This is a genomic window from Nonomuraea sp. NPDC050383 (genome assembly GCF_044459125.1).
GTDB lineage: Bacteria > Actinomycetota > Actinomycetes > Streptosporangiales > Streptosporangiaceae > Nonomuraea.
Genome location: NZ_JBITIP010000002.1, coordinates 187,249 through 211,082, shown reverse-complemented (window position 1 = coordinate 211,082; position 23,834 = coordinate 187,249). Strand labels below are relative to the sequence as shown.

The window sequence follows — 23,834 nt, the reverse complement described above, 5'->3', positions numbered from 1 at the left end:
GCCAGCCACTGACCACCCGGGCGCTTGTCGCGATCATCCCGGAGCCGAGGCCCCCGCCGGAGGCATGAAACCTTGACCAGCCCCGCCGCGGCGGACACCGTGATGAGAACGATCACTGCTGAAGGGTGGATACGTGTTCGGCTTGGGCTGGTACGAAGTGTTATTCGTCGCGGTCCTGGTGATGGCCGTCGTAGTCGCGATCGTGCTGCTACGACGTCGGCGACGTTAGCCACGTGGCGGCGGCGCGGCGCTGGGTCGGCGAGTTCGCTTGGTACGGCGGGCGCGGCGAGCGGCGTGGCGGCCCGGCGCTGCTGCCGGCCGGGACCGGCCCCCAGGCCGCACGCCCGGGCGGCGGGCAAGCGGCGCGCCGCCGCTTGATCCTGCCCGTCTGGGAGGACGGGGCCGGCTACCTCGACCCCGACACCGGCGAAGTCCTGCCCACCTGGGACCAGGTCCTCGACCAGCTCGACATCGACGAGAACGCCAAGCCCCTGCATGTCATCCGCTTCGGCGACCAGATCGACGTCAAGGGTGTGCTCGCCGGCACTCCGGACGCCGACCAGTGCATCCGCTACCTGTCGAAGTACCCAAGAGCCTCGACGAGAGCCTCGGCACAGACAACCCCGCCTTGCGGGAGCACGCAGCCCGTATGGTCGAGGACCTGCGCTTCGAGCCCTGCTCCCCCGCCTGCCCGAACTGGCTGCGCTACGGCATCCAACCCAAACATGCCAAGCCGGGCATGACTCCGGGCCGCTGCCGCAGCAAGGCCCACAAGCCCGACCACCTCGGCTACGCGGGCCGCCGCGTCCTGGTCTCGCGCAAGCGGTCCAACAAGACCCTCGCCGAACACCGCCAAGACCGCCGTACCTGGGTCCTGGAAGCCCTCGGCCAGCCCGACGAAGCACCAGACCCGCACCGCTACATCTGGAAACCAGTCCCGGCCGGCGACGCCAACGTGCCGCCCCTCGCCATGCGCCTCCTCCGCTCAGTGGCCGAACGGCAACGCTGGCGAACCCACCTGGCCCAACTCCAAGCCCAAGCAGACGGCCAAGATCTTTCGGCAACCGACCTCGGGAGGGCTGCCTGATGCCCAACAAGCCAGGCAAGCGGCGCTTCGGCAGCATCCGCCAGCTCCCGTCCGGCAGATTCCAGATCCGCTACCCCGGCCCAGACGGCAAGATCCGTCTCGGCGAGAACACCTACGCACGCGAGCGCGACGCCGAAAAGGCGCTCTCCCTGATCGAGGCCAAGCTGATCACGGGCAACTGGACCGACCCCCAGCGCTCCAAGGTCAAGCTCGGCGACTACGCCGACAAGTGGATCGCCGAACGCACGAACCTCCGCCCGCGCACTGTCGAGATCTACAAGGGCCTGCTCAAGCGCTACATCCGCCGCACCTGGGCGGCGTTCCCATCGGCAAACTCGACACAGCCACGGTCCGCGAGTGGCGCGTCCTCCTGCTCGGCAACGGCGTCGGCCCATCCGAGGTCGCCAAGGCGTACCGGTTCCTACGGGCGGTGCTCATGACGGCGGCCGACGACCAGATCATCCCGCGCAACCCATGCCGTATCAGGGGCGCCGGCGAGGAGAAGCCGGAAGAACGGCCGGTCTTCACCGTGGCGAAGGTCTTCGTACTGGCCGACCTCATGCCGCTACGACTCCCCGCCCTGGTCCTCCTCGCCACCTTCGCCAGCCTGCGCTGGGGCGAAGTAGCAGCCCTACGCCGCATGGACCTGAACCTCACAGCTCGCACCGTCAGCGTTCGGCAACAGCACGTCGAACTCGACACCGGCGAACTCCTCATCGGCCCACCCAAGTCCCGCGCCGGAGTCCGTACGGTCGCCATCCCGGAAGCGATTACGCAGACACTCCGCGACCACCTCGACCAGTTCACCGCCCCAGAACCCAACGCGCTGGTCTTCACCGGCTCACGAGGCGGCACCCTCCGACGCAGCAACTTCCGGCGCGCGGCCAAGTGGGACGAGAACACGAGAAACATCGGCTTCCCGGGCCTGCACTTCCACGACCTCCGGCACACCGGCAACACCATCGCCGCCAGCTCCGGCGCGAGCCTCAAGGACCTCATGCAGCGAATGGGACACGACTCAGTCCGCGCCGCCCTGATCTACCAGCACAGCACCACAGAGGCCGACCGCAGGATCGCCGATGCCATGAACGCGAAGATCCAACAAAGCTAATGGCACGAAGCCCCGTTTCCATGATCGGAAACGGGGCTGTTCTACGAGGTGGGCGGTACTGGGTTCGAACCAGTGACCCCTCGCTTGTAAGGCGAGTGCTCTACCGCTGAGCTAACCGCCCCTGATCGGCACTACACCTTACGACACCAACGGCTGCGATCGCACATCCAGAACCCAGCCCGGTCCCAGTTCGGGGCGGTCGGCGGCGCGCCAGCCCAGGAGGGCGGCTCCGAGCATGCCGGCGTCCACTCCCAGGGCGGCCGGGTGGAGCGGCGGTGCGGCGCGGAAGGCCAGGCGCTTGACGAGGCGGGTGCGGACCGGGTCGAAGAGGGCGGGTCCCGCCTCGGCGAGGCCGCCCCCGAGGACGATCATGGAGGGGTCCAGCAGCAGCGTGTACGTGGCCAGGGCGAGCGACAGCGCCTCGACCGCCTCGTCCCACACCTCGATGGCCACCGGGTCGTCCGAGGAGACCACCTGCTCCGCGCGTATCCCCTCCAGGCCCGAGCGCAGACTGTAACGCCTGCCCACCGAGGCCGCCGAGGCGTACGTCTCCAGGCAGCCGAACTGGCCGCACGCGCACTGCTCCCCGTCCGGGAACACCGGGATGTGCCCGATCTCGCCGCCCCAGCCCGACGCTCCCCCGTACGGCTCGCCGTGCAGGATCATGGCGCCGGCGATACCGGTGCCGATCGGCAGGAACAGGAAGTCCGAGACGCCACGCCCCGCACCCAGGACGCTCTCCGCGAGGCCGCCCGTGCGGACGTCGTGGCCGAGCATGATCGGTACGTCCAGCGGCGTGAAGTCGGTGGCCGGGACGTCGCTCCAGCCGAGGTTCGCGGCGTAGAGGGCGGTGTCCGCCGACACCAGTCCCGGAACGGCCAGGCCGACGCCCGCGGGGTTCCCGTCGCCCGAGGCCGCCAGGTGGCCGATGAAGTCACGGATGGCGCCCACGACCGCCTCCGGGCCGTCCGCGACCGGGGTCGGGCGTCGCTCGCTCAGCAGCACCGCACCGGACTCGCTGACGAGGCCGCCCTTCATGGACGTGCCGCCGACGTCCAGTGCTACGACGAACGAACTACTAGATGCGGACACGGTAGGAGACGATAGCGCAGCTCAGTAAATGTCTGGAATGTGGTCTCGCTGAGTCGCCGATTCCACCCCGGAGCGGCCGCACGGGGTCCCGTCTCGGGCGGTTCAGGCCCGTCCCAGGACCCGGTTCAGGGCGGCCTCCACCTCAGCCGACAGCCCCGGCGGCGCTCCCGATCCCGCGAAGGCCCTGGCCCGTGCCATCCGTACCGCCCCGCAGGCCCGGCACTCCACCTCTCCCAATCGGCAGATCAGCGCCGTGGACCCGCATGTACGGCAGGAGTCGAGGTCGAGGTCGTGCAGCCGTTGACAGTCAGGGCAGATGAGCACCTGGGACTCCCGGCGTACCCCGCGCTTCCATGGGCTCGCGCCCCGGACGGGGTCCGTCTGCCGGGCCCCGCAGCGATAGCAGGGCATCGTGTCCTCCGTTACGAGTGTTACGAGCGTTCCAGCTTTACGGGCGTTACCAGCGTTACGAGATGTCGGCGAGTGCCTTGACGTAGGCGGCGACATCGCGCGCGGTGCCGGCCGGGTTGACCACCGACCACCGGATCACGCCCTCGCCGTCGATCACGAAGGTGCCGCGCCGCGCGATGCCCTTCGCGTCGTCGAACACACCGTACGCCCGGGCGACCTGTCCATGTGGCCAGAAGTCGGAGAGCAGGGGAAAACCGTAACCCTCCTGGTCCGCCCAGGCACGGTGGGTGAACAGGGAGTCGACCGAGACGGTGAGGATCTGTGCGTCGGCGGTGAGGTCACGCAGCGCGGCCAGCTCGCTCTGGCAGATCCCGCTGAAGGCAAGCGGGTAGAAGACCAGCACGACCTTCCTGCCCCGGAAATCGGACAGCCTCACGGGCGTGCCGTGCTGGTCCTGAAGCTCGAAGTCCGGAGCCACGGCGCCCACCGCGGCAGGATGTTGCATCACAGGACTCATCCTGCCGTACCCGGCCGGCGCTGGAGCTCCCTAGCGTCGGCCCTTGGGCGAGACGAGCCTGGTCCCCGACCAGTCGGAGGCCGCGGAGATGCTGCTGGTCTGCGAGAGACCCGCGGTCGTGGCATCCTCGCCGATGTCGCTCGGCTCCACGTGGCCGTCGCGTCCGGCCTTGGGAGTCAGCAGCCAGATCTGGCCGCCTTCGGCGAGGCCTCGCATGGCGTCGCTGAGGACGTCGAAGAGGTCTCCGTCGCCGTCACGCCACCACAGCAGCACCACGTCGACGACGTCGTCGGTGTCCTCGTCCAGCAGCTCGTTGCCGGTCAGGTTCTCGATGGACTCGCGAAGCTGCTCGTCGACGTCCTCGTCCCAACCGATCTCCTGCACCACCTGACCCGGCTTGAGACCGAGCCGTTCGGCCAGGCCGCGTTCGCCCTGCGCCTGACCCGCGGTCGCGCTCACGTTTATCCCTCCTGCTTGAGTGGCCCCGCTTGTGCGGTTATCGCTTCGGGACAGTCCACACGCTGTGACCCTCAGTCGTCAACGGTCGCCACGGGTACGGCCGTAGGCGGCCAGAATTAATCGGACAAAAATGACAGCCGAACCTGGCGTTGCGGGTTGTCGACATTGAGGTCGACGAGTGCGATCGACTGCCAGGTGCCGAGCGCCAGCCGTCCGCCGACCACCGGAACGGTCGCGTACGGCGGGATGAGCGCCGGCATCACGTGAGACCTGCCGTGCCCGCGTGAGCCGTGGGCGTGGCGCCACCGGTCGTCGGCCGGCAGCAGGTCGCGCAGCGCGGCGATCAGGTCGTCGTCGCTGCCCGAACCCAGCTCCATCAGGACCACGCCCGCGGTCGCGTGCGGGACGAAGACGTGCAGCAGACCGTCCTGGCCCTGCTCCCGTACGAAGTCCGCGCAGACGGAGGTGATGTCGTGCACCGTCTCTCGCGAACCCGTGGCCACGGAGATGATCTGGGATCTCACACGAGAATTCTACTGAGGCACGACGACCGCATCCGGGCCCGGAAAAACCAGGCCGGTGTGTCCGTCGTCGAACCGCACGATGTACGGGGGCCCGCCGTTGGGCCCCTGAACCTCGATGATGATTCCGGCGTGATCCCTTTCACCGACGGTGTTCCCGTGCACAAGGAGCCGGTCGCCTGTCGTCGCGTTCATATCTCCAGGTTCGTACGGTGCGGTCCAAACGGGAAGGGGGATGTCCGTCTCCTGCCACCGGGTCAGGAAAAATCATGACCGAACCGTTACGCTGCACCGACGCCGGGACGGCGCCGTCCGACGCCAACCGTCCGCGGACGAGCCCCGCCCAGAGTCCCTTCTCGGCCCTCACCGTCCACGTGATGTTTCCCGCACCGAGACCCTCCCGGACCGCGGCGTACGACCGCCCGCCCCGGACCCCGGCCGCGGTCCGCGTACGACGCCACCCCGCGCTCATGAGACGTACGGCGACACGCCCGGAATCCCGCCCGCACCCCGGCCGGGAGGACACCACCGGCCCCCGCTCCCGGCCCGCCGAACGGCTCACCTGACAGCCCGGAAGGCACGCCCCGACCTGCGTCCGGGCCGCCCCACCGGCCGCCGTCCACAGGTCCCCCGGCTAGACTCGCGCGGCGTGCGCGCCCCCGCGGGTGACGGTGTCCACCCTTCGGGGGATACTCCACACATGAGGGCGAAATTTCACAGCTTTTCCCGACTTGTTAAATTGGCCGCCCAATGTAACCTTGGCCCTTGATTCGTCCTACCATCGGTGGTCTAGGCCACCACTAGCCGCCCTGCCAGCAGGGACGTCCTGGTTACCGACCAGTAGAGATGCACTTTCTACGGCGAGCGACCAGGATGGAAGGCGACCCAGACCAGACATCCGTCATCCTCGGAAGGCGAGACCCAGTGGCTTCCGGACGCCAGCGTTTCTCGATCATCAGCGACGGCCTACCCAGCCAGTTGCCTGATGTCGACCCCAGCGAGACCAACGAGTGGCTCGAGTCCCTCGACAACGTCGTCAAGACCGAGGGCCGTACCAGGGCCCGTTATCTGATGCTCCGCATGCTGGAGCGGGCCCGCGAGCACCAGGTCGGCGTGCCGGGCCTGCGCAGCACCGACTACATCAACACGATCCCGCCGGAGCGCGAGCCCTGGTTCCCGGGTGACGAGCACGTCGAGCGCCGCATCCGCGCCTACATCCGCTGGAACGCCGCGATCATGGTCTCCCGGGCCAACGCCCGCACCAACGTCGGCGGCCACATCGCGACCTACGCCTCCGCGGCGTCGCTCTACGAGGTGGGCTTCAACCACTTCTTCCGCGGCAAGGACCACGGCGAGTCCGGCGACCAGGTCTTCTTCCAGGGCCACGCCGCCCCCGGCATCTACGCCCGCGCCTTCCTGGAGGGCCGCCTCAACGAGGCGCAGCTCGACGCGTTCCGGCAGGAGCTGTCGCACGGCTTCCACGGCCTGCCCTCCTACCCGCACCCGCGCCTGATGCCGGACTTCTGGGAGTTCCCCACGGTGTCGATGGGTCTGGGCCCGATCGGCGCGATCTACCAGGCGCGGTTCAACCGCTACCTGCTGAACCGCCAGATCAAGGACACCAGCCGCAGCCACGTCTGGGCGTTCCTCGGCGACGGCGAGATGGACGAGCCCGAGTCGCTCGGCGCGATCGGCCTGGCGGCCCGCGAGGAGCTCGACAACCTCACGTTCGTCATCAACTGCAACCTGCAGCGCCTCGACGGCCCCGTCCGCGGCAACGGAAAGATCATCCAGGAGCTGGAGTCCTACTTCCGCGGCGCCGGCTGGAACGTCATCAAGGTCGTCTGGGGCCGCGACTGGGACCCGCTGCTGGCGGCCGACGTCGACGGCGTGCTGGTCAACCAGATGAACACCACCCCCGACGGCCAGTTCCAGACCTACTCGGTCGAGTCGGGCGGCTACATCCGCGACAACTTCTTCGGCGGCGACCCGCGCCTGCGCAAGATGGTCGAGCACCTGACCGACGACGACATCCGCAAGCTGTCGCGCGGCGGCCACGACTACCGCAAGGTATACGCGGCGTTCAAGGCGGCGCGCGAGCACGTCGGCCAGCCGACCGTCATCCTCGCCCAGACCATCAAGGGCTGGACCCTGGGCAAGGACTTCGAGGCGCGCAACGCCACCCACCAGATGAAGAAGCTCACCAAGGCCGAGCTGAAGGAGTTCCGCGACCGGCTCTACCTGCCGATCCCGGACTCGGCCCTGGAGGGCGAGCTGCCCCCGTACTTCCACCCGGGCGAGAACGACCCCGAGATCGAGTACATGAAGGAGCGCCGCGCGGCGCTGGGCGGCGTGCTGCCCAAGCGCGTGCTGCGGGCCAAGCCGGTCAAGCTGCCCGGCGACGACGTCTACAAGACGTTCGGCAAGGGCTCCGGCAAGCAGCAGGTGGCCACCACCATGGCGTTCGTGCGCCTGCTGAAGGACCTCATGCGCGACAAGGAGATCGGCCACCGGTTCGTGCCGATCATCCCGGACGAGGCGCGCACGTTCGGCCTCGACGCGATGTTCCCCACGGCGAAGATCTACTCGCCGCACGGCCAGACGTACGAGGCCGTCGACAGGGAGCTGCTGCTGTCGTACAAGGAGGCCGTGCAGGGCCAGATCCTGCACGAGGGCATCAGCGAGTCGGGCTCGATGGCCTCGGCGATCGCCGCCGGCACCGCGTACGCCACGCACGGCGAGCACATGATCCCGATCTACATCTTCTACTCGATGTTCGGGTGGCAGCGCACCGGCGACCAGATGTGGCAGATGGGCGACCAGATGGGCCGCGGCTTCCTGCTCGGCGCCACCGCGGGCCGCACCACGCTGAACGGCGAGGGCCTCCAGCACGAGGACGGCCACACGCCGCTCATCGCCTCGACCAACCCGGCCGCGATCTCCTACGACCCGTCGTGGGCGTTCGAGGTGGCGCACATCGTCAAGGACGGCCTGCGCCGCATGTACGGCGACCAGCCCGAGGACGTCTTCTACTACCTGACCGTCTACAACGAGCCCTACCTCCAGCCGGCTGAGCCCGCCGGGCTCGACGTGGACGGCCTGCTCAAGGGCCTGTACAAGTTCTCCGACGGCCCGCAGGTGCAGGGCCCGAAGGCCAACATCCTCGTCTCCGGCGTGGCGGGCCCGTGGGCCGTGGAGGCGCAGCGGCTGCTGGCCGAGGACTGGGGTGTGTCGGCCGCCGTCTGGTCGGCCACGTCGTGGACCGAGCTGCGCCGCGACGCGCTCGCCTGCGAGGAGCACAACCTGCTCAACCCGGAGGCCGAGCGGCGCGTGCCGTACGTGACGCAGGCGCTGTCGCAGGCCCAGGGGCCGTTCGTGGGCGTCAGCGACTACATGAAGGCGGTCCAGGACCAGATCGCCCAGTGGGTCCCGGGTGACTGGTCGTCGCTCGGCACCGACGGGTTCGGCCTGTCCGACACCCGCTCGGCGCTGCGCCGCCACTTCCACGTCGACGCGGCGTCGATCACGCTGGCCGTGCTCACGAGCCTGGTCAAGCGCGGCGAGCTCGACGACGAGGTGCTGAGCGAGGCGATCGCCCGCTACCACCTCAAGAACGGCGTGACCGAGGCCGGCGGCGCCGAGAGCAACGACACGCAGTCGATGGGCGTCTGACCGGCACGTCCCATGCCCGGCGGCCACAGGTGAGAGTGAGGCGACGCGTCCCGAGGGGCGCGGCGCCTCACTCCGTTCCTGGTGGAGTCTCACGTATTGTGGGCACTACTTCCCCCGGAGAGCCGAGGGGGAAGTTTCATGCGTCATGTCCTGGCCGTCGCCGCCGCGCTGGCCCTGTCCACCAGTGCCTGCGCGGGCACGGCGAAGCCCGACACCGACCCCAAGGGAGTGGTTCCGCCCATCTCCTGGGGCCCGTGCACGGACATCAAACGGCCCGGCGGGCAGACCCCCGCTCAGCAGGACCCCTCCGTCAGGTGCGCCAAGCTGGCCGTCCCCCTCGACTACGAGAATCCGGGCGGCGACACGATCCAGCTCGCCCTGATCAAGGTCGCGGCCACCGGCCAGAAGCGCCGCCTCGGCTCGCTGGTCTTCAACTTCGGCGGCCCCGGCGGCTCCGGCGTCGACACGCTGGACCAGGCCGCCAAGTCGTTCGACACGCTGCGCGCCCGCTACGACCTGATCAGCTTCGACCCGCGCGGCGTCGAGCGCAGCGCGGGCGTGCGCTGCGGCAGCGACGCCGACCTGGACCGGTGGGTGGCGGTCAACACGCTCCCGATCGACGAGCGGACCCGCCTGGCCGGCCAGGCCGCCAACCGGGAGTTCGCCCGGCTCTGCCAGCGCGACTCGGGCTCGGTCCTGCCGTACGTGGGCACGGTGAACGCCGCCCGCGACATGGACCGGCTGCGCACCGCGCTCAGGGAGCCCAAGCTCAACTACTTCGGCATGTCGTACGGCACGCAACTCGGCGCCGTCTACGCCACCCTGTACCCGAAGAACGTCGGCCGCATGGTGCTCGACGCCCCCCTCGACCCGGCGATCACCTTCGGCGAGCGCACGATCGCGCAGACCAGCGGCTTCCAGCGGGAGTACGAGACGTTCCTGAAGGACTGCGTGAAGAGCGGCTGCGAGTTCGGCAAGACCGTCAAGGCGGCGAGCGCCAATGTCGACCGGCTCATGAACCGCCTCGTGACCAAGCCGCTCACCGTGAACGGCCGGCAGCTCACCCAGGGCCTGGCCTCGACCGGGGTCGCCGCGGCCCTGTACTCGGAGCTGTCGTGGCCGTTCCTGGAGAAGGCGATCGCCGCGGGGATCAAGGGCCGGGGCGAGGCGCTGATGTTCCTGGCCGACTCCTACACCGGGCGTGACGAGCGCGGCCACTTCTCGACGCAGATGTCCAGCTTCCCGGCGATCACCTGCGTGGACTCGGCGGAGCGTCCCGACGACCAGCAGCTGCGCGGCACGTGGGCGGAGTCGACCAGGATCTCGCCGCTGTTCGGCGGTGAGGGCTCGGGCGGGCTGTGCCGCTTCTGGCCGGTCCCGGGCAACGACCAGGCCCGGCACGTGAACGCCACGGGGTCGGCGCCGATCGTCGTGGTGGGCGGCAAGGGCGACCCGGCCACGCCGTACCAGTGGGCGCCGCGCCTGACCGCGGAGCTGAAGACCGCCCGGCTGATGACGTACGAGGGCGAGGGCCACGGCGCGTACACGTCGGGCAACCGCTGCATCCAGCGCAAGGTCGACTCCTACCTCCTCTCCGGCAAGCTGCCGGCCCGCGGCGCCGTCTGCTCGGCCACCTGACCGCCTGTCCGAAGCTCGTCCGCCACGCGTGCCCGGGCCGGTCTAGGCTCGGGCACGTGACCGACTATCCCGCGCACGTCGAGGCCGAGGCCGCCAGGCTCGTCGAGCTGGTGTCCGGGGCCGACCCCGGCACGCCGGTGCCCACCTGCCCCGGCTGGACGCTGGCCGAGCTGATCACCCACGTCGGCACCACGCATCGCTGGGTGATCCACATCCTGCGCGACCGCGTGCAGGAGCGCATCTGGTCGCGCCAGGTGCCCAACGGCCTGCCCGAGGGGGCGAGCGGCGACCCGGCCTGGCTGGCGCGGGGGGCCGCCGAGCTGGTGGCCACGCTGCGCGCCACCGACCCGGCGACGCGGGTGTGGTCGTGGGGCGGCGACCAGTCGGCGGCGTACTGGGCGCGGCGGATGGCGTTCGAGCTGCTCGTCCATAGGGCCGACGCCGAGCTGGCCCTGGGCGCGGACCCGGCGATCCCCGCGGCGACGGCGCTGGACGGCATCGAGGAGTTGCTCGGCAACCTGCCGCACGCCGTCTGGGTCGCCCGCCGCCTGGCCGAGCTGGACGCGGAAGGCGCCACGATCCACCTGCACGCCACCGACACACCGCCCGCGGCGAAGGACCTTCCGGAGGGCACGGGCGAGTGGACCGTCATCCAGGGCGCGGCGGGCACGGTCGCCTGGACGCGCGGCCACACCAAGGCGGACACGGCCGTCCGCGGCCCCGCCCGCGACCTGCTGCTCATGTTGTACGGCCGGCGCTTCGCCCCCACGCTGACCGTCGTCGGCGACCGCTCCTTCCTGGACCGCTGGCTCGCCAAGGCCGCCTTCTGATCCCACGTTCCGACGGCCTGATCCCACGTTCCAACGGCGCGCACAACGGCAGGCGCCGCGACGGCGAAGAGCCCTGGACGCGCCGCCGCTCGGCGGTCGGCGGCGTGTCCAGGGAGGGGGCCGCCCGGCGGGGGGCCGGGCGGCCCGTCACGAGCCCGGGCGGCGGGCCGGCAGCCGGCGGGGAAGGCGCCGGCGGCGGCTCGCCGCGGCTCATGGCCTCGGGTGGAAGATCCAGAAAAGGTGCCCCGGGGTGCCTTCGGGGTCGGCCGTCGCCACCTCGAACCAGGTCACCGTGTCGTCCATCCTCGGCTCTCATTTGTCGAACACGATGACGATCCACCGGCGAGACGACAGCCCTATGTCGGTGTTTCCTCGCGATTTTTCGAGCTACTGATCGAGAATCGTGCCGTGGACCACCATCTCCGGCAGGTCGGGCGCGAAGCCTTCGAGCGGGCGGTCAGGGCAGCGCTCGCCGGTGACGCCGGCGGAGGCGATCCGGTCCAGCCGGAACACCCGGACGTCGTCGCGTAACCGGCACCACGCCACCAGGTACCAGAACCCGCCACGGCCGCCCAGGAACACCCCGGGCTCCACGTCGCGCGAGGTCAGCGCGCCCTTGGCGTCGGCGTACTCCAGCCGCAGCACGCGGCGGCGCAGCAGCGCCTCCTCGATCGCCCGCGAGACGCCCTCGGCGCCGAGCGGCCGGCCACCCGCGCCTCGGTCACCGGGCTCGGCGACGACCTGCACCCGGCGGGCCAGCTCGCGCGCCAGCTCGCCCTCCCGGCCGGGCATGGCGGCCACCACCTTGCGCAGCGCGCTGCGCGCCTCCCGGCCGAACGGCTGGTCGCCGGCCCTGCTGAGCGCCAGCGCGATGGCCACGGCCTCGGCCGGCGAGAAGTTGAGCGGAGGAAGGGACATCTTCTTGTCGAGCGCGTACCCGCCCCTGCGCCCCGGCTCGGCGTAGATCGGCACCCCGGACTCCTGGAGGGCGGTGATGTCGCGCTCGATCGTGCGGACGCTGACCTCGAACCTGCCGGCCAGCTCGCGCGCCGAGCGGCAGCGCGGGGAGATCGCGCGCAGGTCCTCGACGAGCGCGTACAGCCGATCGGTACGGTTCACAGCCAGGACGCTACGCGCCGCCACCGACAATCGCGCGTCCCGCGACGTCCCCGGCACCTCGCCGTCACCGCCAGGCCACAGGGCTCTCACCCCCACGCCCGCGAACGCCCCCACGGCGGCCCGCACGACGGCCCGCCACCGGCCCCACGCCCGCCTACGACCGGCGGCGGGTCCACGCCAGCAGGTCCTCCACCGGCCGCGTGTTCACGATCCGCCCGGCCTCGATCCCGCACCGCGCCGCCCGCTCGCAGCCGAACCTCTGCCAGTCGAGCTGCCCCGGCGCGTGCGCGTCGGAGTCGATCGCGAAGTCGCACCCCATCTCGTACGCGAGCAGCATCAGCCGCTTCGGCGGGTCCAGCCGGTCCGGCCTGGAGTTGATCTCCACGGCCACCCCGAAGCGGCGGCACGCCTCGAAGACGATCTCGGCGTCGAACTCCGACTCCGGCCGCACCCCGCCCCGCCGGCCGCCGCCGCGCACGATCCGCCCGGTGCAGTGCCCGAGCACGTCGACATGCGGGTTCGCGACGGCGGCGACCATCCGGCGGGTCATCTCGTGGCGGTTCATGCGCAGCTTGGAGTGGACGCTGGCCACGACCACGTCGAGCCGTTCGAGCAGCTCGGGCTCCTGGTCGAGGGTGCCGTCGAGGTTGACGTCCACCTCGGCGCCGGTGAGCACCCGGAACGGCGCGAGGCGCTCGTTGAGCCGCTCCACGAGGTCGAGCTGGCGGCGCAGCCGAGCCGGCGACAGTCCGTTGGCGACGGTCAGGCGGGGCGAGTGGTCCGTCAGGGCCCAGTAGTCGTGGCCGAGCGCCCGGGCGGTCCCGGCCATCTCCTCGATCGGTGAGCCGCCGTCCGACCAGTCGGAGTGGCTGTGGAGGTCGCCCTTGAGCGCCGAGCGCAGCGCCGCGGTCTCCTCGTCCAGGTCGGCGCCCTCGGTCGCGCGCAGCCTGCGCAGGTACGCGGGCACCTGGCCGTCCAGCGCCTCGGTGATGGCCAAGGCGGTGACCTTGCCGATGCCCGGCAGGTCGGCGAGGCCGCCCGCGCCGGCCAGGCGTACGAGCTCGTCGTCCGGCAGCGACTCGGCCACGGCCGCCGCCCGGCGGAACGCGCGCACGCGGTAGGTGGGCTCTCCGGCCCGTTCCAGGAGGAAGGCGATCTCACGCAGAGCCTCGACCGGTTTCATGGGGAACTCCTACCCGCAGGTAGTTCGTCCCCTAAGGGAGATTGATGCCGCGGGATGGCCCCCGCTAGGCTGATCGGCCAACGAAAGCAGGAGCTCATGGGACAGCCGAGACCACAACCACCGCAGCAACCGCCCCGGCGGTCCAAGGCATCCAAAGTGGTCACGCTGTCCGTCATCGGCATCGTCTCCGTGATGGTCGTCGGCTACTGCGCCGCCCAGTCCGACGACGACGACGACGTCACCGCCGACTGCGTCGACACGAGCCAGCAGCTCCCCGACGGCTCGTACCCCGTCGTCGACGACGACTACTGCGACGACGACGACAGTGGTGGCGGCTACTACTACAGCAGCGGCCCCCGCGCCGCCTACCACTGGTACTACGGCGGCAGGCGGGTCGGCACCCACGTGCGCGGCGGCACCACCCTGCGCCCCTCCGACGTGACCATCTCCTCCCGCACGGGCAAGTCGATCCAGCGGGGCGGCTTCGGCGGCCGCTCCAGCAGCGGGAGCTGACGCGTGCGGCGCGAACGCGGGACACCGAGGAACGGCTGGGACAAGATCATAGAGAGCCAGGGGCTGGCCTACCACCGCGCGGCCCACCCCGAGGGGCTCAGCCGCCCGTACTGGGACGAGTCCGTCCACTATGTCTTCTCCATGGACGAGGTAGAAGCGCTGGAGGCGCAGGTCGAAGAGCTGCACGAGATGTGCCTGCGCGCCGCGGCCCACGTCGTGGAGACCGGCCGCTTCGCGGACTTCGCCATCCCCGAGTGGGCCGTGGAGGACGTCAGGCGGTCGTGGGAGCGCCGCGACCCCCACCTGTACGGCCGCTTCGACCTGCGCTACGACGGCACGGGCCCGGCCAGGCTGCTGGAGTACAACGCCGACACGCCGACCTCGCTGGTGGAGTCGGCGGTCGTGCAGTGGTTCTGGCTGAAGGACACGCATCCGGACGACGACCAGTGGAACTCCGTCCACGAGCGGCTGGTCGACCGCTGGGCCGCCATGGCGCTGCCGCCCGGCCCCACCCACTTCTCGTGGACGTCCATGGACGAGACCGGCGAGGAGGCGATGACCCTCGCCTACCTCCAGGAGACGGCCGAGCAGGCCGGGCGCTCCACGGTGGCGGTCGCCATGGAGGACCTCGGCTGGGACGAGCTGAACCGGCGCTTCGTCGACGTCGAGGAGCGGTGGATGCGCTCGGTCTTCAAGCTGTACCCGTGGGAGTGGATGCTGGCCGACCCGTTCGGGCGGCACGCCGTCCGGCACGCCACCTGGATCGAGCCCCTGTGGAAGGTCCTGCTGTCGAACAAGGCCCTGCTCGCCGTCCTGTGGGAGCTGTACCCCGGCCACCCCAACCTGCTTCCCGCCTACCTCGACGGGCCCCGCGACCTGACCTCGTACATCGTCAAACCGCTGCTGGGCAGGGAGGGCGCGTCGATGCGCGTCGTCACCCCGGACGGCGGGCACGAGACCCCGGGCGAGTACGGGCGTGAGGGCTTCGTGCACCAGGGCTTCGAGGCCCTGCCCGAGTTCGACGGCCAGCGGCCGGTGCTCGGCGCCTGGGTGGTCGCCGACGAGGCGGCCGGCCTCGGCATCCGCGAGACCGCGGGTCTGATCACCGACGACACCTCCTCCTTCGTCCCCCACCGAATCGAGCGACCATGACCCTGCTGGAAACCCTCGCCCGCGGCGCCGGCGCCATCGCCGCCTACGCCGCCGTCGGCGTGGTGCTGCTGATCGTCGGCTTCTACGTGATCGACCTGGCCACCCCCGGCAAGCTCAGCGCGATCATCCGCACCGAGCGCAACCCCAACGCCACCCTGCTCGCCACCTCGGCCATGATCGCCGTGGGGCTCATCGTGGCCGCCTCGATCTGGTCCTCCGGCGGCCGGCTCGCCGAAGGGCTGGCGGGCACCGCGATCTTCGGCCTGGTCGGCATCGTGGTGCAGACCGTGGCGATGATGATCTTCGACAAGGTCGTCGGCATCTCGGTGCGCGACCTCGTCAAGGAGCCGGAGATCCAGCCGGGCGCGCGGCTGCTCGCCGCCACGCACGTGGCCATCGGGCTCATCACGGCCGTGGCCGTGATCTGACCGCGGCCCCGTTCCGGCCCGGCCGTCGCCGTTCGTCGCGGCCGGTCCTGCGGACCTGGCACTCTAGGAGGCGTGACAGACCGGACCCGGGAGGACACCACGCGCAGGCTGGAGCGCGCCATGGGCGCGCTCGGCACGGCCGCCATGGCGCGCATGGACGAGCAACTGCCATGGTTCCGCGCGCTCAGCGCCGAGGACCGCTCCTGGGTGGGCCTGGTGGCGCAGGCCGGCATCGCCGCGTTCGTGGAGTGGTTCCAGCACGCCGGCGAGAACCGGCCGACGCCGAGCATCGAGTTCTTCGGCACGGCCCCGCGCGAGCTGAAGCGCTCCATCTCGCTGCAGCAGACGGTCGACATCGTCCGCGTGGTGGTGGAGGTCGTCGAGGCGCAGGGCGACGAGCTGGCCGCGCCCGGCGGTGAGGACCAGCTCCAGCAGGCCATGCTGCGCTACACCCGTGACGTGGCGTTCGCCGCCGCCCAGGTCTACGCCCGCGAGGCCGAGGCCCGCGGCGCCTGGGACGCCCGGCTGGAGGCCCTGATCGTCGACGCGCTGGTCCGGGGCGAGGTGGACGACGGGCTGCACTCGTGGGCCGCCGCGCTCGGCTGGACCTCCTCCCCCGTGGTGGTGATCGCCGGTCACGCCCCCGAGGACGACCCTCGGGCGGTGATCGACGGGCTGCGCGAGAAGGGCCGCCGCATCGGCATGGACCTGCTGGCCGGGGTGCAGGCCGACCGGCTGATCGTCATCGTGGGCGGCGCCGGCAGCGTGGACGAGGCGGCCCGGCAGGTGGTGGCCCGGTTCGGGCCGGGGCCGATCGTCATCGGCCCGGAGGTGCCCGACCTGCACGCCGCGGCGAGGTCCGCGCGGGCCGCGCTGGCCGGGCTGAAGGCGTCGTCCGGCTGGCCCGACGCCCCCCGCCCCGTGCACGCCGACGACCTGCTCGCCGAACGGGCCCTGGACGGCGACGACGACGCGCGCGAGCAGCTCGTGGAGAACGTGTACCTGCCGCTGGCGGGCACGCCGCTGCTCGACACGCTGGCGACGTACCTGGAGCAGGGCACCTCGCTGGAGGCGACGGCGCGGCTGCTGTTCGTCCACCCCAACACGGTCCGCTACCGTCTGCGGAAGATCACCGAGCTGACCGGCTACCAGCCGACCGAGGGACGCTCCGCCTTCACCCTGCAGGTGGGCCTCATCCTGGGCCGCCTCACGGAGAGCGCCATGACATGGCGGGCCCTAACGTAATTGTCCGGAAACCCCCATTGTAGGAACCGTACAAAACCTGTTGGACAAAGTTCGTACGGATCCTTAGCCGCGTGTCGGAGTTCTACAGGGCATGGTGGAGTTCGTGCTTGCAATCGTCGCTCCGGGCCAAGGCGCCCAGACTCCGGGTTTCCTGACACCCTGGCTTGAGCTGCCCGGTCTGGCCGACCGGCTCGCCGGGTGGTCCGAGGTGGCAGGGCTGGACCTGATCGCCCACGGCACCACCGCGGGCGCCGACGAGATCCGCGACACCGCCGTCGCGCAGCCTCTTCTCGTGGCCGCCGCGCTCGCCTCCGCCGAGGCTCTCGGTGTGACTCCCGACCTGGTGGCCGGGCACAGCGTCGGCGAGTTCGCCGCCGCCGCGCTGGCCGGGACCCTCACCGCCGAGCAGGCGCTGGAGCTGGTCCGCGAGCGCGCCCAGGCCATGGCCAAGGCCGCCGCCGTCACCAAGACCGGCATGACCGCGGTCCTCGGCGGCGACGAGGCGGAGGTCCTCGCCGCCATCGACAGGCACGGCCTGACCCCCGCCAACATCAACGGCGCCGGCCAGATCGTCGCCGGCGGCACGCTGGAGCAGCTCGCCGCCTTCCAGGACGACGCGCCCGAGCGCGCCAGGCTCCGCCCGCTCGCCGTGGCGGGCGCCTTCCACACCGTGCACATGGCCCCGGCCGTCGCCGCCCTGCGCGAGGCCGCGGCCGGCGTGACGCCCGCCGACCCGGCGGTCCGGCTGCTGTCCAACGCCGACGGCCAGGTCGTGACGAGCGGCCCCGACTTCCTGGACCGGCTGGTCAAGCAGGTCAGCAGCCCGGTCCGGTGGGACTCCTGCATGGCCTCCATGGCCGAGCTGGGCGTCACCGCGATCATCGAGCTGCTCCCCGGCGGCACCCTGACCGGCCTGGCCAAGCGCGCGCTGCGGGGCGTCCCCACCGTCGCGCTGAAGACCCCCGACGATCTCGACGCGGCCAAGGAGCTGATCAAGTGAGGATCCCCGACGTCGCGCCAGGCGCGAAGGTGCTGGCCTTCGGCCACTACCAGCCGGCCACCGTCGTCACCAACGACGACCTGGCCAAGATCATGGACACCAACGACGAGTGGATCCAGTCGCGCGTCGGCATCCGCGAGCGCCGCATCGCCTCCGAGGGCGAGTCGGTCGAGGACATGGCCGTGCAGGCCGGAGGCAAGGCCCTGGCCGCCAGCGGCCTGTCCGCCGCCGACGTCGACCTGGTGATCGTGGCCACCTGCACGCTGGAGACGCAGATCCCCAACGCCGCCGCCGTGGTGGCGCACCGGCTGGGCATCCAGGCGCCGGGCGCGTTCGACGTCAACGCCGCCTGCGCCGGCTTCTGCTACGCGCTGGCCACCGCCAGCGCCGCCGTCCGCGGCGGCTCGGCGCGCAACGTGCTCGTCATCGGCTCGGAGAAGCTGTCGCAGTGGGTGGACCCGACCGACAGGTCCACCGCGGTGATCTTCGCCGACGGAGCGGGGGCCGCGGTGGTGGCCCCGGCCGACACGCCCGGGATCGGACCGGTCGTCTGGGGCAGCTCGGGCGACAAGGCCGACGCGATCTCCATCACCGACCGCAACGACCACCTCCACCAGGAGGGCCAGACGGTGTTCCGCTGGGCCACCACCGCGCTGCACCCGGTGGCCAAGGAGGCGTGCGACCGCGCCGGGGTCGACCCCTCGGAGCTGGCCGCGTTCGTCCCGCACCAGGCCAACCTGCGCATCATCGAGGCGATCGCGCGCAAGCTCGGCGCCGACAAGGCCGTCGTGGCGCGTGACATCGTCACCGCCGGCAACACCTCGGCGGCCTCCATCCCGCTGGCGCTCTCGCGCATGATCGAGCGCGGCGAGGTGCGCTCCGGCGACCTCGCGCTCGTCCTGGGCTTCGGCGCCGGCCTCACCTACGCGGGCCAAGTCATCGAGGTTCCGTAGGATCCGGTACGGCTCCCGCCGCACCGGACACGACTTGTACGGCGTGAGCCGTACAGAACCAGATAGAACCAAAGGAGAACTACGACATGGCTGCCACCGAGCAGGAGATTCTCGAGGGCCTCGGCAAGATCATCAACGAGATCACCGGTATCCCGGCCTCCGAGGTGACCCCCGAGAAGAGCTTCGTGGACGACCTCGACATCGACTCCCTGTCCATGGTCGAGATCGCCGTGGCCGCCCAGGACGAGTTCGGCGTCGAGATTCCCGACGACCAGCTCAAGAACCTGAAGACGGTCAAGGACGTCCTCACCTTCATCCAGAACTGACGATCGGCAGCTCGCGGGCTGCCGGTTGAGTGATTGTCACCTTACTGATCGACAAGGAGCGAGAAACGTGAGTGCGAACCGGGTACGTGTCGTCGTCACCGGGCTAGGCGCGACGACGCCCGTCGGTGGAGACGTCACCTCGACCTGGTCGGCGCTCCTCGCCGGTCAGTCGGGCGTCAAGGCCATCACCGAGGAGTGGATCGACACCGTCCCCGTGAAGTTCGCGGGGACGGCGGCGGTCGACCCCACCGAGGTGCTGCCCAGGCCCGAGGCCCGCCGTCTCGACCGGAGCGAGCAGTTCGCCCTGGTGGCGGCCCGCGAGGCCTGGCAGGACGCCGGCGCGCCGCCGGTCGCTCCCGAGCGGCTCGGCGTCGTGGTGTCCAGCGGCATCGGCGGCATCAACACCACGCTGTCGGCCTACGACACCTACAAGGAGCGCGGCTGGAACCGGCTCTCGCCGTTCACCGTGCCGATGCTCATGCCGAACGGCCCGGCCGCGTGGATCGGCCTCGACCTCGGAGCCCAGGCCGGCGTGCACGCCACCGTGTCCGCCTGCGCCTCCGGCGCCGAAGCCATCGGCTACGCGATGGACATGATCCGGTCCGGCCGCGCCGACGTGGTCGTCGCGGGCGGCACCGAGGCCGCGATCCACGGCCTCAACATCGCGGCCTTCTGCGCCGCGCGTGCCATGTCCACCCGCAACGACGACCCGGCCGGCGCGTCGCGGCCCTGGGACCGCGAGCGGGACGGGTTCGTGCTCGGCGAGGGCGCCGGCATCCTGGTGCTGGAGTCCGAGGAGCACGCCCGGGCGCGCGGCGCCCGCGTGTACGCCTACGCCGCGGGCGTCGGCTACTCCGCCGACTCCCACCACATCACCCAGCCGGAGCCGGAGGGCCGGGGCATCATCATGGCGATGACCCAGGCGCTCAACGACGCCGACATCACCGGCCTGGACGTCAAGCACGTCAACGCCCACGCCACCTCCACTCCCGCCGGGGACGTCATCGAGGTACAGGCGGTCGCCAAGGCCATCGGCGTCCACCCGCTGGTCACCTCGACCAAGTCCATGACCGGCCACCTGCTGGGCGGCGCGGGCGGCATCGAGTCCGTGTTCACGATCAAGGCGCTGCAGGAGCGGATCGTTCCCGCGACCATCAACCTGGCCGATCCCGACGACGGGATCGAGGTGGACATCGTCCACGGCGCCAACCGCACCCTGCCGGAAGGCGACATCGCCGCGGTCAACAACTCGTTCGGGTTCGGCGGCCACAACGCGACCGTCGTCTTCAAGAGCGCCTGATGACCGTTGCGGACGACAGGGTGACGGCCGCGGGCTCCGACCAGGAGCCCGCTGATCCCCGTGACCCCGCCGTCCGCCTGGCCGCGCTGCTCGACGAGGGCTCGCTGCGGCTGATCACTCCTGAGGACAAGAGCGGCGTGCTCGCCGCGATGGGCCGCGTCGAGGGTGTCCCCGTCGTCGCCTTCTGCAGTGACGCCCGCTTCCAGGGCGGCGCGATGGGCAGCGAGGGCTGCGAGCACATCGTGCACGCCTACGACGTGGCCGTCCGAGAGCGGGTGCCGGTCCTCGGGATCTGGCACTCCGGCGGTGCGCGACTCGCCGAAGGCGTCGAGTCGCTGCACGCCGTCGGCCGGGTCTTCGCCGCCATGACGAAGGCGTCTGGCGTCGTCCCGCAGATCTCCGTGGTCGTCGGGGCCGCCGCCGGCGGCGCCGCCTACGGCCCGGCGCTCACCGACCTGGTCATCCTGGCCGACTCCGGCCGGATCTTCGTCACCGGGCCCGACGTGGTGCGCAGCGTCACCGGTGAGGACGTCGACAGCGCGGCGCTCGGCGGCCCCGAGCCCCACAGCAGGCGCAGCGGCGTCGTCCACGTCGTCACCAGGACCGAGACCGACGCGCTGCTCACGGCGCGCCGGCTCGCCGTGCTGCTCGGCCACCAGGGCCGCGTACGCGCCTCCGAGGTGGAGGAAGCCGACTTCTCCAGCCTGCTGCCCGCGTCGGCCCGCCGCGCCTACGACGTCAAGCCGCTGGTCAACGGCCTGCTCGACGAGCCGGGCGTGGAGCTGCACCCGAAGTGGGCGCCCAACATCGTCACCACCCTCGGCCGGCTCGGCGGGCGGACCGTCGGCGTGGTCGCCAACAACCCGCTGCGGCTCGCCGGCTGCCTCGACGCCACCTCCGCGGAGAAGGCCGCCCGCTTCGTGCGCATGTGCGACGCCTTCGGGGTGCCGCTGGTGGTCCTCGTGGACGTGCCGGGCTACCTGCCGGGCGTCGGCCAGGAGCACGACGGCGTCGTCCGCCGCGGGGCCAAGCTGCTGCACGCCTTCGCCGAGGCATCCGTGCCGCGGGTCACGCTGGTCACCCGCAAGGCGTACGGGGGCGCGTACGTCGCGATGAACTCCCGCGCGCTCGGCGCCACCAAGGTGTTCGCCTGGCCGACGGCCGAGATCGCGGTCATGGGCGCGGTGGCGGCGGTCCGCGTCCTCAAGCGGCGCGAGCTGGCCGCGGCCTCCGACGAGGAGCGGCCGGAGCTGGAGCAGCGCCTGGCGCAGGAGCACGAGAGGCTCGCCGGCGGCCTGGCCCGCGCACAGGACCTCGGCGTGATCGACGAGATCCTCCGGCCCGCGGAGACGCGCGGCGCGATCGCCAGGGTGCTCGCCCAGGCCACCCCGGCCCGCGGCGCGCACGGCAACATCCCGTTGTAAACCCGGTCCTACCCGGATGGGCCCCGCACCTGTCGAAGGCGCGGGGCCCATCGGCGTTCAGAGACGCTTCCGGAGACGCCGGGCGGGAGGCCCGTGGTGGGAGGGAGACCCGTGGTAGGAGGCCCGTGGGGGGTCAGACGGCGGCGTGCAGCCAGCGGACGGGGGCGCCGTCGCCCGCGTAGCGGAACGGCTCCAGCTCCTCGTCCCACGGCTTGCCGAGCATCTTGTCCAGCTCCTCCTCCAGCACGCACCTCCCCTGGGCCGCCATCATCATGACGGCGCGCAGCCGGTCCTCGGGCACCATGATGTCGCCGGCCGCCCCGATGACCGCGCTGAAGGCGCCGAGTGTGGGCGTGTAGGCGTGGCGGGACCCGTCGACGCCCTGCGAGGCGTCCTCCGTGATCTCGAATCTGATGCGCTGCCAGCCCATCAGCGAGGACGTGATGGCGGCCGCGATGCCGGGGCGGCCCTCCCACTCCGCCTGCGCCCGTACGACATTGGGCGCGGCTGGTTGCGGCGTCCACGTCAGGTCCACGGGCACGCCAAGGACACCCGCGACCGCCCATTCGATATGAGGGCACAGCGCGGGCTGAGCCGAGTGGACGTAGAGCACGCCACGAGCAGACACCGGACCTCCCGTTTCGGTACGAGGTGCGCCTTCCCCAACGGCCTCGTCCTGGGATGATCACAAGTGACTAGGGAGAGACTACCGTCGGTCGCGATCAGGCACCAGAGGGGGCCCATACCAAGTTGTTGCGGCTGTGGCACGTGACAGCGGGGTGCGACGGGGATAGATACCCGCTCATGGACATCGAATATGTCGGCGAGGCGCTCATCCGGCCAGGTCAGGTGATGACCGACCGCAGCGCCCTGTCCGCCGTGGCCCGCTGGACGCAGGCGGTCTCCGAAGGCGACGGCGTCTGTGTGATCCACCTGTCGCGCGGCGTCGACGCCTGCGAGATCACCCGGGACCTGCGAGATCGCGGCTTCCGGGCCTCGCCCAACCACGTGGTCACCGGCCAGCCGCTGTTCTTCGGCGGCCCGGCGTCCCGGCCGTTCCCGGTGCGCCCGGCCCCGCACCGGCCCGCCAGGGGCCGCTCGTCCGTGCTGGTGGGCCTGCTCGACACGGGCGTCACCAAGCACCCGTGGTGGGAGTCCAGCGGCTGGTACGGCGATCTCGGCCGCGACGACGGGGACGCCGCCGACGGTCCGCAGGCGGGTCATGGCACGTTCCTCGCCGGTCTCCTCCTGCGCCGCGCCCCGGGCGTGTCGCTGTGCGTGCGGCGGGTCCTCGACGGCGACGGCCTCGGTGACGAGGCGACCGTGATCCGGGCGCTGAACCGGATGCGCGAGCGGGCGCCCCAGGTGATCAACCTGTCCTTCGGCTGCCACACCTTCGACGACCGCCCGCCTCCCCTGCTGGCCGACGCGCTCAGAGGGCTGCCCGACACGGTCAAGGTGGCCTGCGCGGGCAACACGGCCGGCGACCGGCCGTTCTGGCCGGCGGCGCTGCAGGGGGTCGTGGCGGTCGGCGCGGTGGACGCGTCCGAGCAGCGGCGGGCGCCGTTCTCCGCGCACGGCACCTGGGTCGACGCGTGTGCCCGCGGCGAGTGGCTGACCAGCAGCTATCTGGAGGTCGGGGAGTTCGACGGGTACGCGGCGTGGAGTGGCACGTCCTTCGCCGCCGCCCTGGTGGCGGGCGCCATCGCCGACGCCGCGCGGGAGCTGCCGGTGGGCCGGGCGGCCGAGCGGGTGCTCGATCCCGCGACGGCCAGGCAAATCCCTGATCTAGGGTCTCTCGTCCCGTCGAGTCTGTAGAGTTTACGCTCAGTCCTCGGCCAGTTACGGGGAGG

General features: G+C 71.3%; 24 protein-coding genes, 1 tRNA gene and 1 pseudogene. 17 read left to right on the top strand and 9 right to left on the bottom strand.

The window, feature by feature from the left end:
- The first annotated feature begins 233 nt into the window (after nt 1-233).
- The 3 genes and pseudogenes from ACIBG4_RS05700 to ACIBG4_RS05690 all read left to right on the top strand — a co-directional run bounded on the left by ACIBG4_RS05700 (nt 234) and on the right by ACIBG4_RS05690 (nt 2,198).
- Nucleotides 234-1,087: pseudogene (locus ACIBG4_RS05700) on the top strand (replication initiator).
- Nucleotides 1,087-1,527, top strand: a complete 441-nt coding sequence (locus ACIBG4_RS05695; protein ID WP_397200839.1) for a hypothetical protein — start codon at nt 1,087-1,089, stop codon at nt 1,525-1,527. The pseudogene ACIBG4_RS05700 and the gene ACIBG4_RS05695 overlap by 1 nt, the downstream one beginning before the upstream one ends.
- Nucleotides 1,524-2,198: a tyrosine-type recombinase/integrase gene (locus ACIBG4_RS05690; RefSeq protein ID WP_397200838.1), complete on the top strand. Its 675-nt coding sequence runs from the start codon at nt 1,524-1,526 to the stop codon at nt 2,196-2,198. The genes ACIBG4_RS05695 and ACIBG4_RS05690 overlap by 4 nt, the downstream gene beginning before the upstream one ends.
- Before the next feature lie 49 nt (nt 2,199-2,247).
- Here ACIBG4_RS05690 and ACIBG4_RS05685 read toward each other — a convergent pair.
- The 6 genes from ACIBG4_RS05685 to ACIBG4_RS05660 all read right to left on the bottom strand — a co-directional run bounded on the left by ACIBG4_RS05685 (nt 2,248) and on the right by ACIBG4_RS05660 (nt 5,393).
- Nucleotides 2,248-2,319: transfer RNA gene (locus tag ACIBG4_RS05685), tRNA-Val, on the bottom strand.
- 17 nt (nt 2,320-2,336) lie between these two features.
- On the bottom strand, nt 2,337-3,290 hold the full coding sequence (locus tag ACIBG4_RS05680) for an ROK family protein (RefSeq protein WP_355442262.1): 954 nt from the start codon (nt 3,288-3,290) through the stop codon (nt 2,337-2,339).
- Nucleotides 3,291-3,756: 466 nt separating this feature from the next.
- The gene (locus tag ACIBG4_RS05675) at nt 3,757-4,206 is read right to left on the bottom strand and encodes a peroxiredoxin (RefSeq protein WP_310711006.1); all 450 of its coding nucleotides are present in this window, start codon (nt 4,204-4,206) and stop codon (nt 3,757-3,759) included.
- A gap of 42 nt (nt 4,207-4,248) precedes the next feature.
- Nucleotides 4,249-4,677, bottom strand: a complete 429-nt coding sequence (locus ACIBG4_RS05670) for a DUF3052 domain-containing protein (RefSeq protein ID WP_310710809.1) — start codon at nt 4,675-4,677, stop codon at nt 4,249-4,251.
- Nucleotides 4,678-4,793: 116 nt separating this feature from the next.
- A complete protein-coding gene (locus tag ACIBG4_RS05665; protein ID WP_397200837.1) occupies nt 4,794-5,201 on the bottom strand; it encodes a secondary thiamine-phosphate synthase enzyme YjbQ in 408 nt (135 codons plus the stop codon).
- Nucleotides 5,202-5,210: 9 nt separating this feature from the next.
- Nucleotides 5,211-5,393: a DUF1918 domain-containing protein gene (locus ACIBG4_RS05660; protein ID WP_397200836.1), complete on the bottom strand. Its 183-nt coding sequence runs from the start codon at nt 5,391-5,393 to the stop codon at nt 5,211-5,213.
- Nucleotides 5,394-5,467: 74 nt separating this feature from the next.
- Here ACIBG4_RS05660 and ACIBG4_RS05655 point away from each other — a divergent pair, with 74 nt between their 5' ends.
- The 4 genes from ACIBG4_RS05655 (at nt 5,468) to ACIBG4_RS05640 (ending at nt 11,338) form a co-directional block, all read left to right on the top strand.
- Complete coding sequence (locus ACIBG4_RS05655; RefSeq protein WP_397200835.1) at nt 5,468-5,764, top strand: hypothetical protein; 297 nt, start codon at nt 5,468-5,470, stop codon at nt 5,762-5,764.
- Nucleotides 5,765-6,122: 358 nt separating this feature from the next.
- A complete protein-coding gene (gene aceE, locus ACIBG4_RS05650; protein ID WP_397200834.1) occupies nt 6,123-8,870 on the top strand; it encodes a pyruvate dehydrogenase (acetyl-transferring), homodimeric type in 2,748 nt (915 codons plus the stop codon).
- Nucleotides 8,871-9,008: 138 nt separating this feature from the next.
- Nucleotides 9,009-10,508: an alpha/beta hydrolase gene (locus tag ACIBG4_RS05645; protein ID WP_397200833.1), complete on the top strand. Its 1,500-nt coding sequence runs from the start codon at nt 9,009-9,011 to the stop codon at nt 10,506-10,508.
- Between the two features lie 56 nt (nt 10,509-10,564).
- The gene (locus ACIBG4_RS05640; RefSeq protein WP_397200832.1) at nt 10,565-11,338 is read left to right on the top strand and encodes a maleylpyruvate isomerase family mycothiol-dependent enzyme; all 774 of its coding nucleotides are present in this window, start codon (nt 10,565-10,567) and stop codon (nt 11,336-11,338) included.
- A gap of 387 nt (nt 11,339-11,725) precedes the next feature.
- Here ACIBG4_RS05640 and ACIBG4_RS05635 read toward each other — a convergent pair whose 3' ends face one another.
- Nucleotides 11,726-12,457: a helix-turn-helix transcriptional regulator gene (locus ACIBG4_RS05635; protein ID WP_397200831.1), complete on the bottom strand. Its 732-nt coding sequence runs from the start codon at nt 12,455-12,457 to the stop codon at nt 11,726-11,728.
- Between the two features lie 154 nt (nt 12,458-12,611).
- The gene (locus ACIBG4_RS05630; RefSeq protein WP_397200830.1) at nt 12,612-13,640 is read right to left on the bottom strand and encodes a PHP domain-containing protein; all 1,029 of its coding nucleotides are present in this window, start codon (nt 13,638-13,640) and stop codon (nt 12,612-12,614) included.
- 156 nt (nt 13,641-13,796) lie between these two features.
- Between ACIBG4_RS05630 and ACIBG4_RS05625 the strand changes: the two genes are divergently transcribed.
- The 9 genes from ACIBG4_RS05625 to ACIBG4_RS05585 all read left to right on the top strand — a co-directional run bounded on the left by ACIBG4_RS05625 (nt 13,797) and on the right by ACIBG4_RS05585 (nt 21,981).
- On the top strand, nt 13,797-14,153 hold the full coding sequence (locus ACIBG4_RS05625) for a hypothetical protein (RefSeq protein ID WP_397200829.1): 357 nt from the start codon (nt 13,797-13,799) through the stop codon (nt 14,151-14,153).
- 3 nt (nt 14,154-14,156) lie between these two features.
- Complete coding sequence (locus ACIBG4_RS05620; protein WP_397200828.1) at nt 14,157-15,305, top strand: glutathionylspermidine synthase family protein; 1,149 nt, start codon at nt 14,157-14,159, stop codon at nt 15,303-15,305.
- Nucleotides 15,302-15,733, top strand: a complete 432-nt coding sequence (locus tag ACIBG4_RS05615) for a DUF350 domain-containing protein (protein ID WP_355452911.1) — start codon at nt 15,302-15,304, stop codon at nt 15,731-15,733. Before ACIBG4_RS05620 ends, ACIBG4_RS05615 begins: the two co-directional genes overlap by 4 nt.
- A gap of 120 nt (nt 15,734-15,853) precedes the next feature.
- Complete coding sequence (locus tag ACIBG4_RS05610; RefSeq protein WP_397201233.1) at nt 15,854-16,978, top strand: PucR family transcriptional regulator; 1,125 nt, start codon at nt 15,854-15,856, stop codon at nt 16,976-16,978.
- Nucleotides 16,979-17,081: 103 nt separating this feature from the next.
- Nucleotides 17,082-17,978, top strand: coding sequence for an ACP S-malonyltransferase (locus ACIBG4_RS05605; protein WP_397200827.1), 897 nt, complete (start codon nt 17,082-17,084; stop codon nt 17,976-17,978).
- Entirely contained in the window at nt 17,975-18,931 is a 957-nt protein-coding gene (locus ACIBG4_RS05600; RefSeq protein WP_310710798.1) for a beta-ketoacyl-ACP synthase III, read from the top strand. The genes ACIBG4_RS05605 and ACIBG4_RS05600 overlap by 4 nt, the downstream gene beginning before the upstream one ends.
- A gap of 86 nt (nt 18,932-19,017) precedes the next feature.
- The gene (locus ACIBG4_RS05595) at nt 19,018-19,257 is read left to right on the top strand and encodes an acyl carrier protein (RefSeq protein ID WP_148030187.1); all 240 of its coding nucleotides are present in this window, start codon (nt 19,018-19,020) and stop codon (nt 19,255-19,257) included.
- A gap of 67 nt (nt 19,258-19,324) precedes the next feature.
- Complete coding sequence (gene fabF, locus ACIBG4_RS05590; protein ID WP_397200826.1) at nt 19,325-20,557, top strand: beta-ketoacyl-ACP synthase II; 1,233 nt, start codon at nt 19,325-19,327, stop codon at nt 20,555-20,557.
- Complete coding sequence (locus ACIBG4_RS05585) at nt 20,557-21,981, top strand: acyl-CoA carboxylase subunit beta (protein ID WP_397200824.1); 1,425 nt, start codon at nt 20,557-20,559, stop codon at nt 21,979-21,981. Before fabF ends, ACIBG4_RS05585 begins: the two co-directional genes overlap by 1 nt.
- 133 nt (nt 21,982-22,114) lie before the next feature.
- Here the strand turns inward: ACIBG4_RS05585 and ACIBG4_RS05580 are convergent, their stop codons facing one another.
- Nucleotides 22,115-22,609 (bottom strand): DUF3145 domain-containing protein, encoded by a 495-nt coding sequence (locus ACIBG4_RS05580; RefSeq protein ID WP_310710795.1) that lies wholly within the window; start codon nt 22,607-22,609, stop codon nt 22,115-22,117.
- Nucleotides 22,610-22,785: 176 nt separating this feature from the next.
- Here ACIBG4_RS05580 and ACIBG4_RS05575 point away from each other — a divergent pair, with 176 nt between their 5' ends.
- Entirely contained in the window at nt 22,786-23,799 is a 1,014-nt protein-coding gene (locus ACIBG4_RS05575) for a S8 family peptidase (protein WP_397200823.1), read from the top strand.
- Nucleotides 23,800-23,834: the final 35 nt, after the last annotated feature.

Excerpts from the sequence above, each read along its gene's own strand:
- ACIBG4_RS05655 (WP_397200835.1), top strand. The coding sequence starts at position 5,468 with ATGACCGAACCGTTACGCTGCACCGACGCCGGGACGGCGCCGTCCGAC.
- ACIBG4_RS05690 (WP_397200838.1), top strand. The coding sequence starts at position 1,524 with ATGACGGCGGCCGACGACCAGATCATCCCGCGCAACCCATGCCGTATC.
- ACIBG4_RS05595 (WP_148030187.1), top strand. The coding sequence starts at position 19,018 with ATGGCTGCCACCGAGCAGGAGATTCTCGAGGGCCTCGGCAAGATCATC.
- ACIBG4_RS05660 (WP_397200836.1), bottom strand. The coding sequence starts at position 5,393 with ATGAACGCGACGACAGGCGACCGGCTCCTTGTGCACGGGAACACCGTC.
- ACIBG4_RS05585 (WP_397200824.1), top strand. The coding sequence starts at position 20,557 with ATGACCGTTGCGGACGACAGGGTGACGGCCGCGGGCTCCGACCAGGAG.
- ACIBG4_RS05575 (WP_397200823.1), top strand. The coding sequence starts at position 22,786 with ATGGACATCGAATATGTCGGCGAGGCGCTCATCCGGCCAGGTCAGGTG.
- ACIBG4_RS05675 (WP_310711006.1), bottom strand. The coding sequence starts at position 4,206 with ATGCAACATCCTGCCGCGGTGGGCGCCGTGGCTCCGGACTTCGAGCTT.
- ACIBG4_RS05630 (WP_397200830.1), bottom strand. The coding sequence starts at position 13,640 with ATGAAACCGGTCGAGGCTCTGCGTGAGATCGCCTTCCTCCTGGAACGG.
- ACIBG4_RS05610 (WP_397201233.1), top strand. The coding sequence starts at position 15,854 with ATGGGCGCGCTCGGCACGGCCGCCATGGCGCGCATGGACGAGCAACTG.
- ACIBG4_RS05615 (WP_355452911.1), top strand. The coding sequence starts at position 15,302 with ATGACCCTGCTGGAAACCCTCGCCCGCGGCGCCGGCGCCATCGCCGCC.
- ACIBG4_RS05695 (WP_397200839.1), top strand. The coding sequence starts at position 1,087 with ATGCCCAACAAGCCAGGCAAGCGGCGCTTCGGCAGCATCCGCCAGCTC.
- ACIBG4_RS05645 (WP_397200833.1), top strand. The coding sequence starts at position 9,009 with ATGCGTCATGTCCTGGCCGTCGCCGCCGCGCTGGCCCTGTCCACCAGT.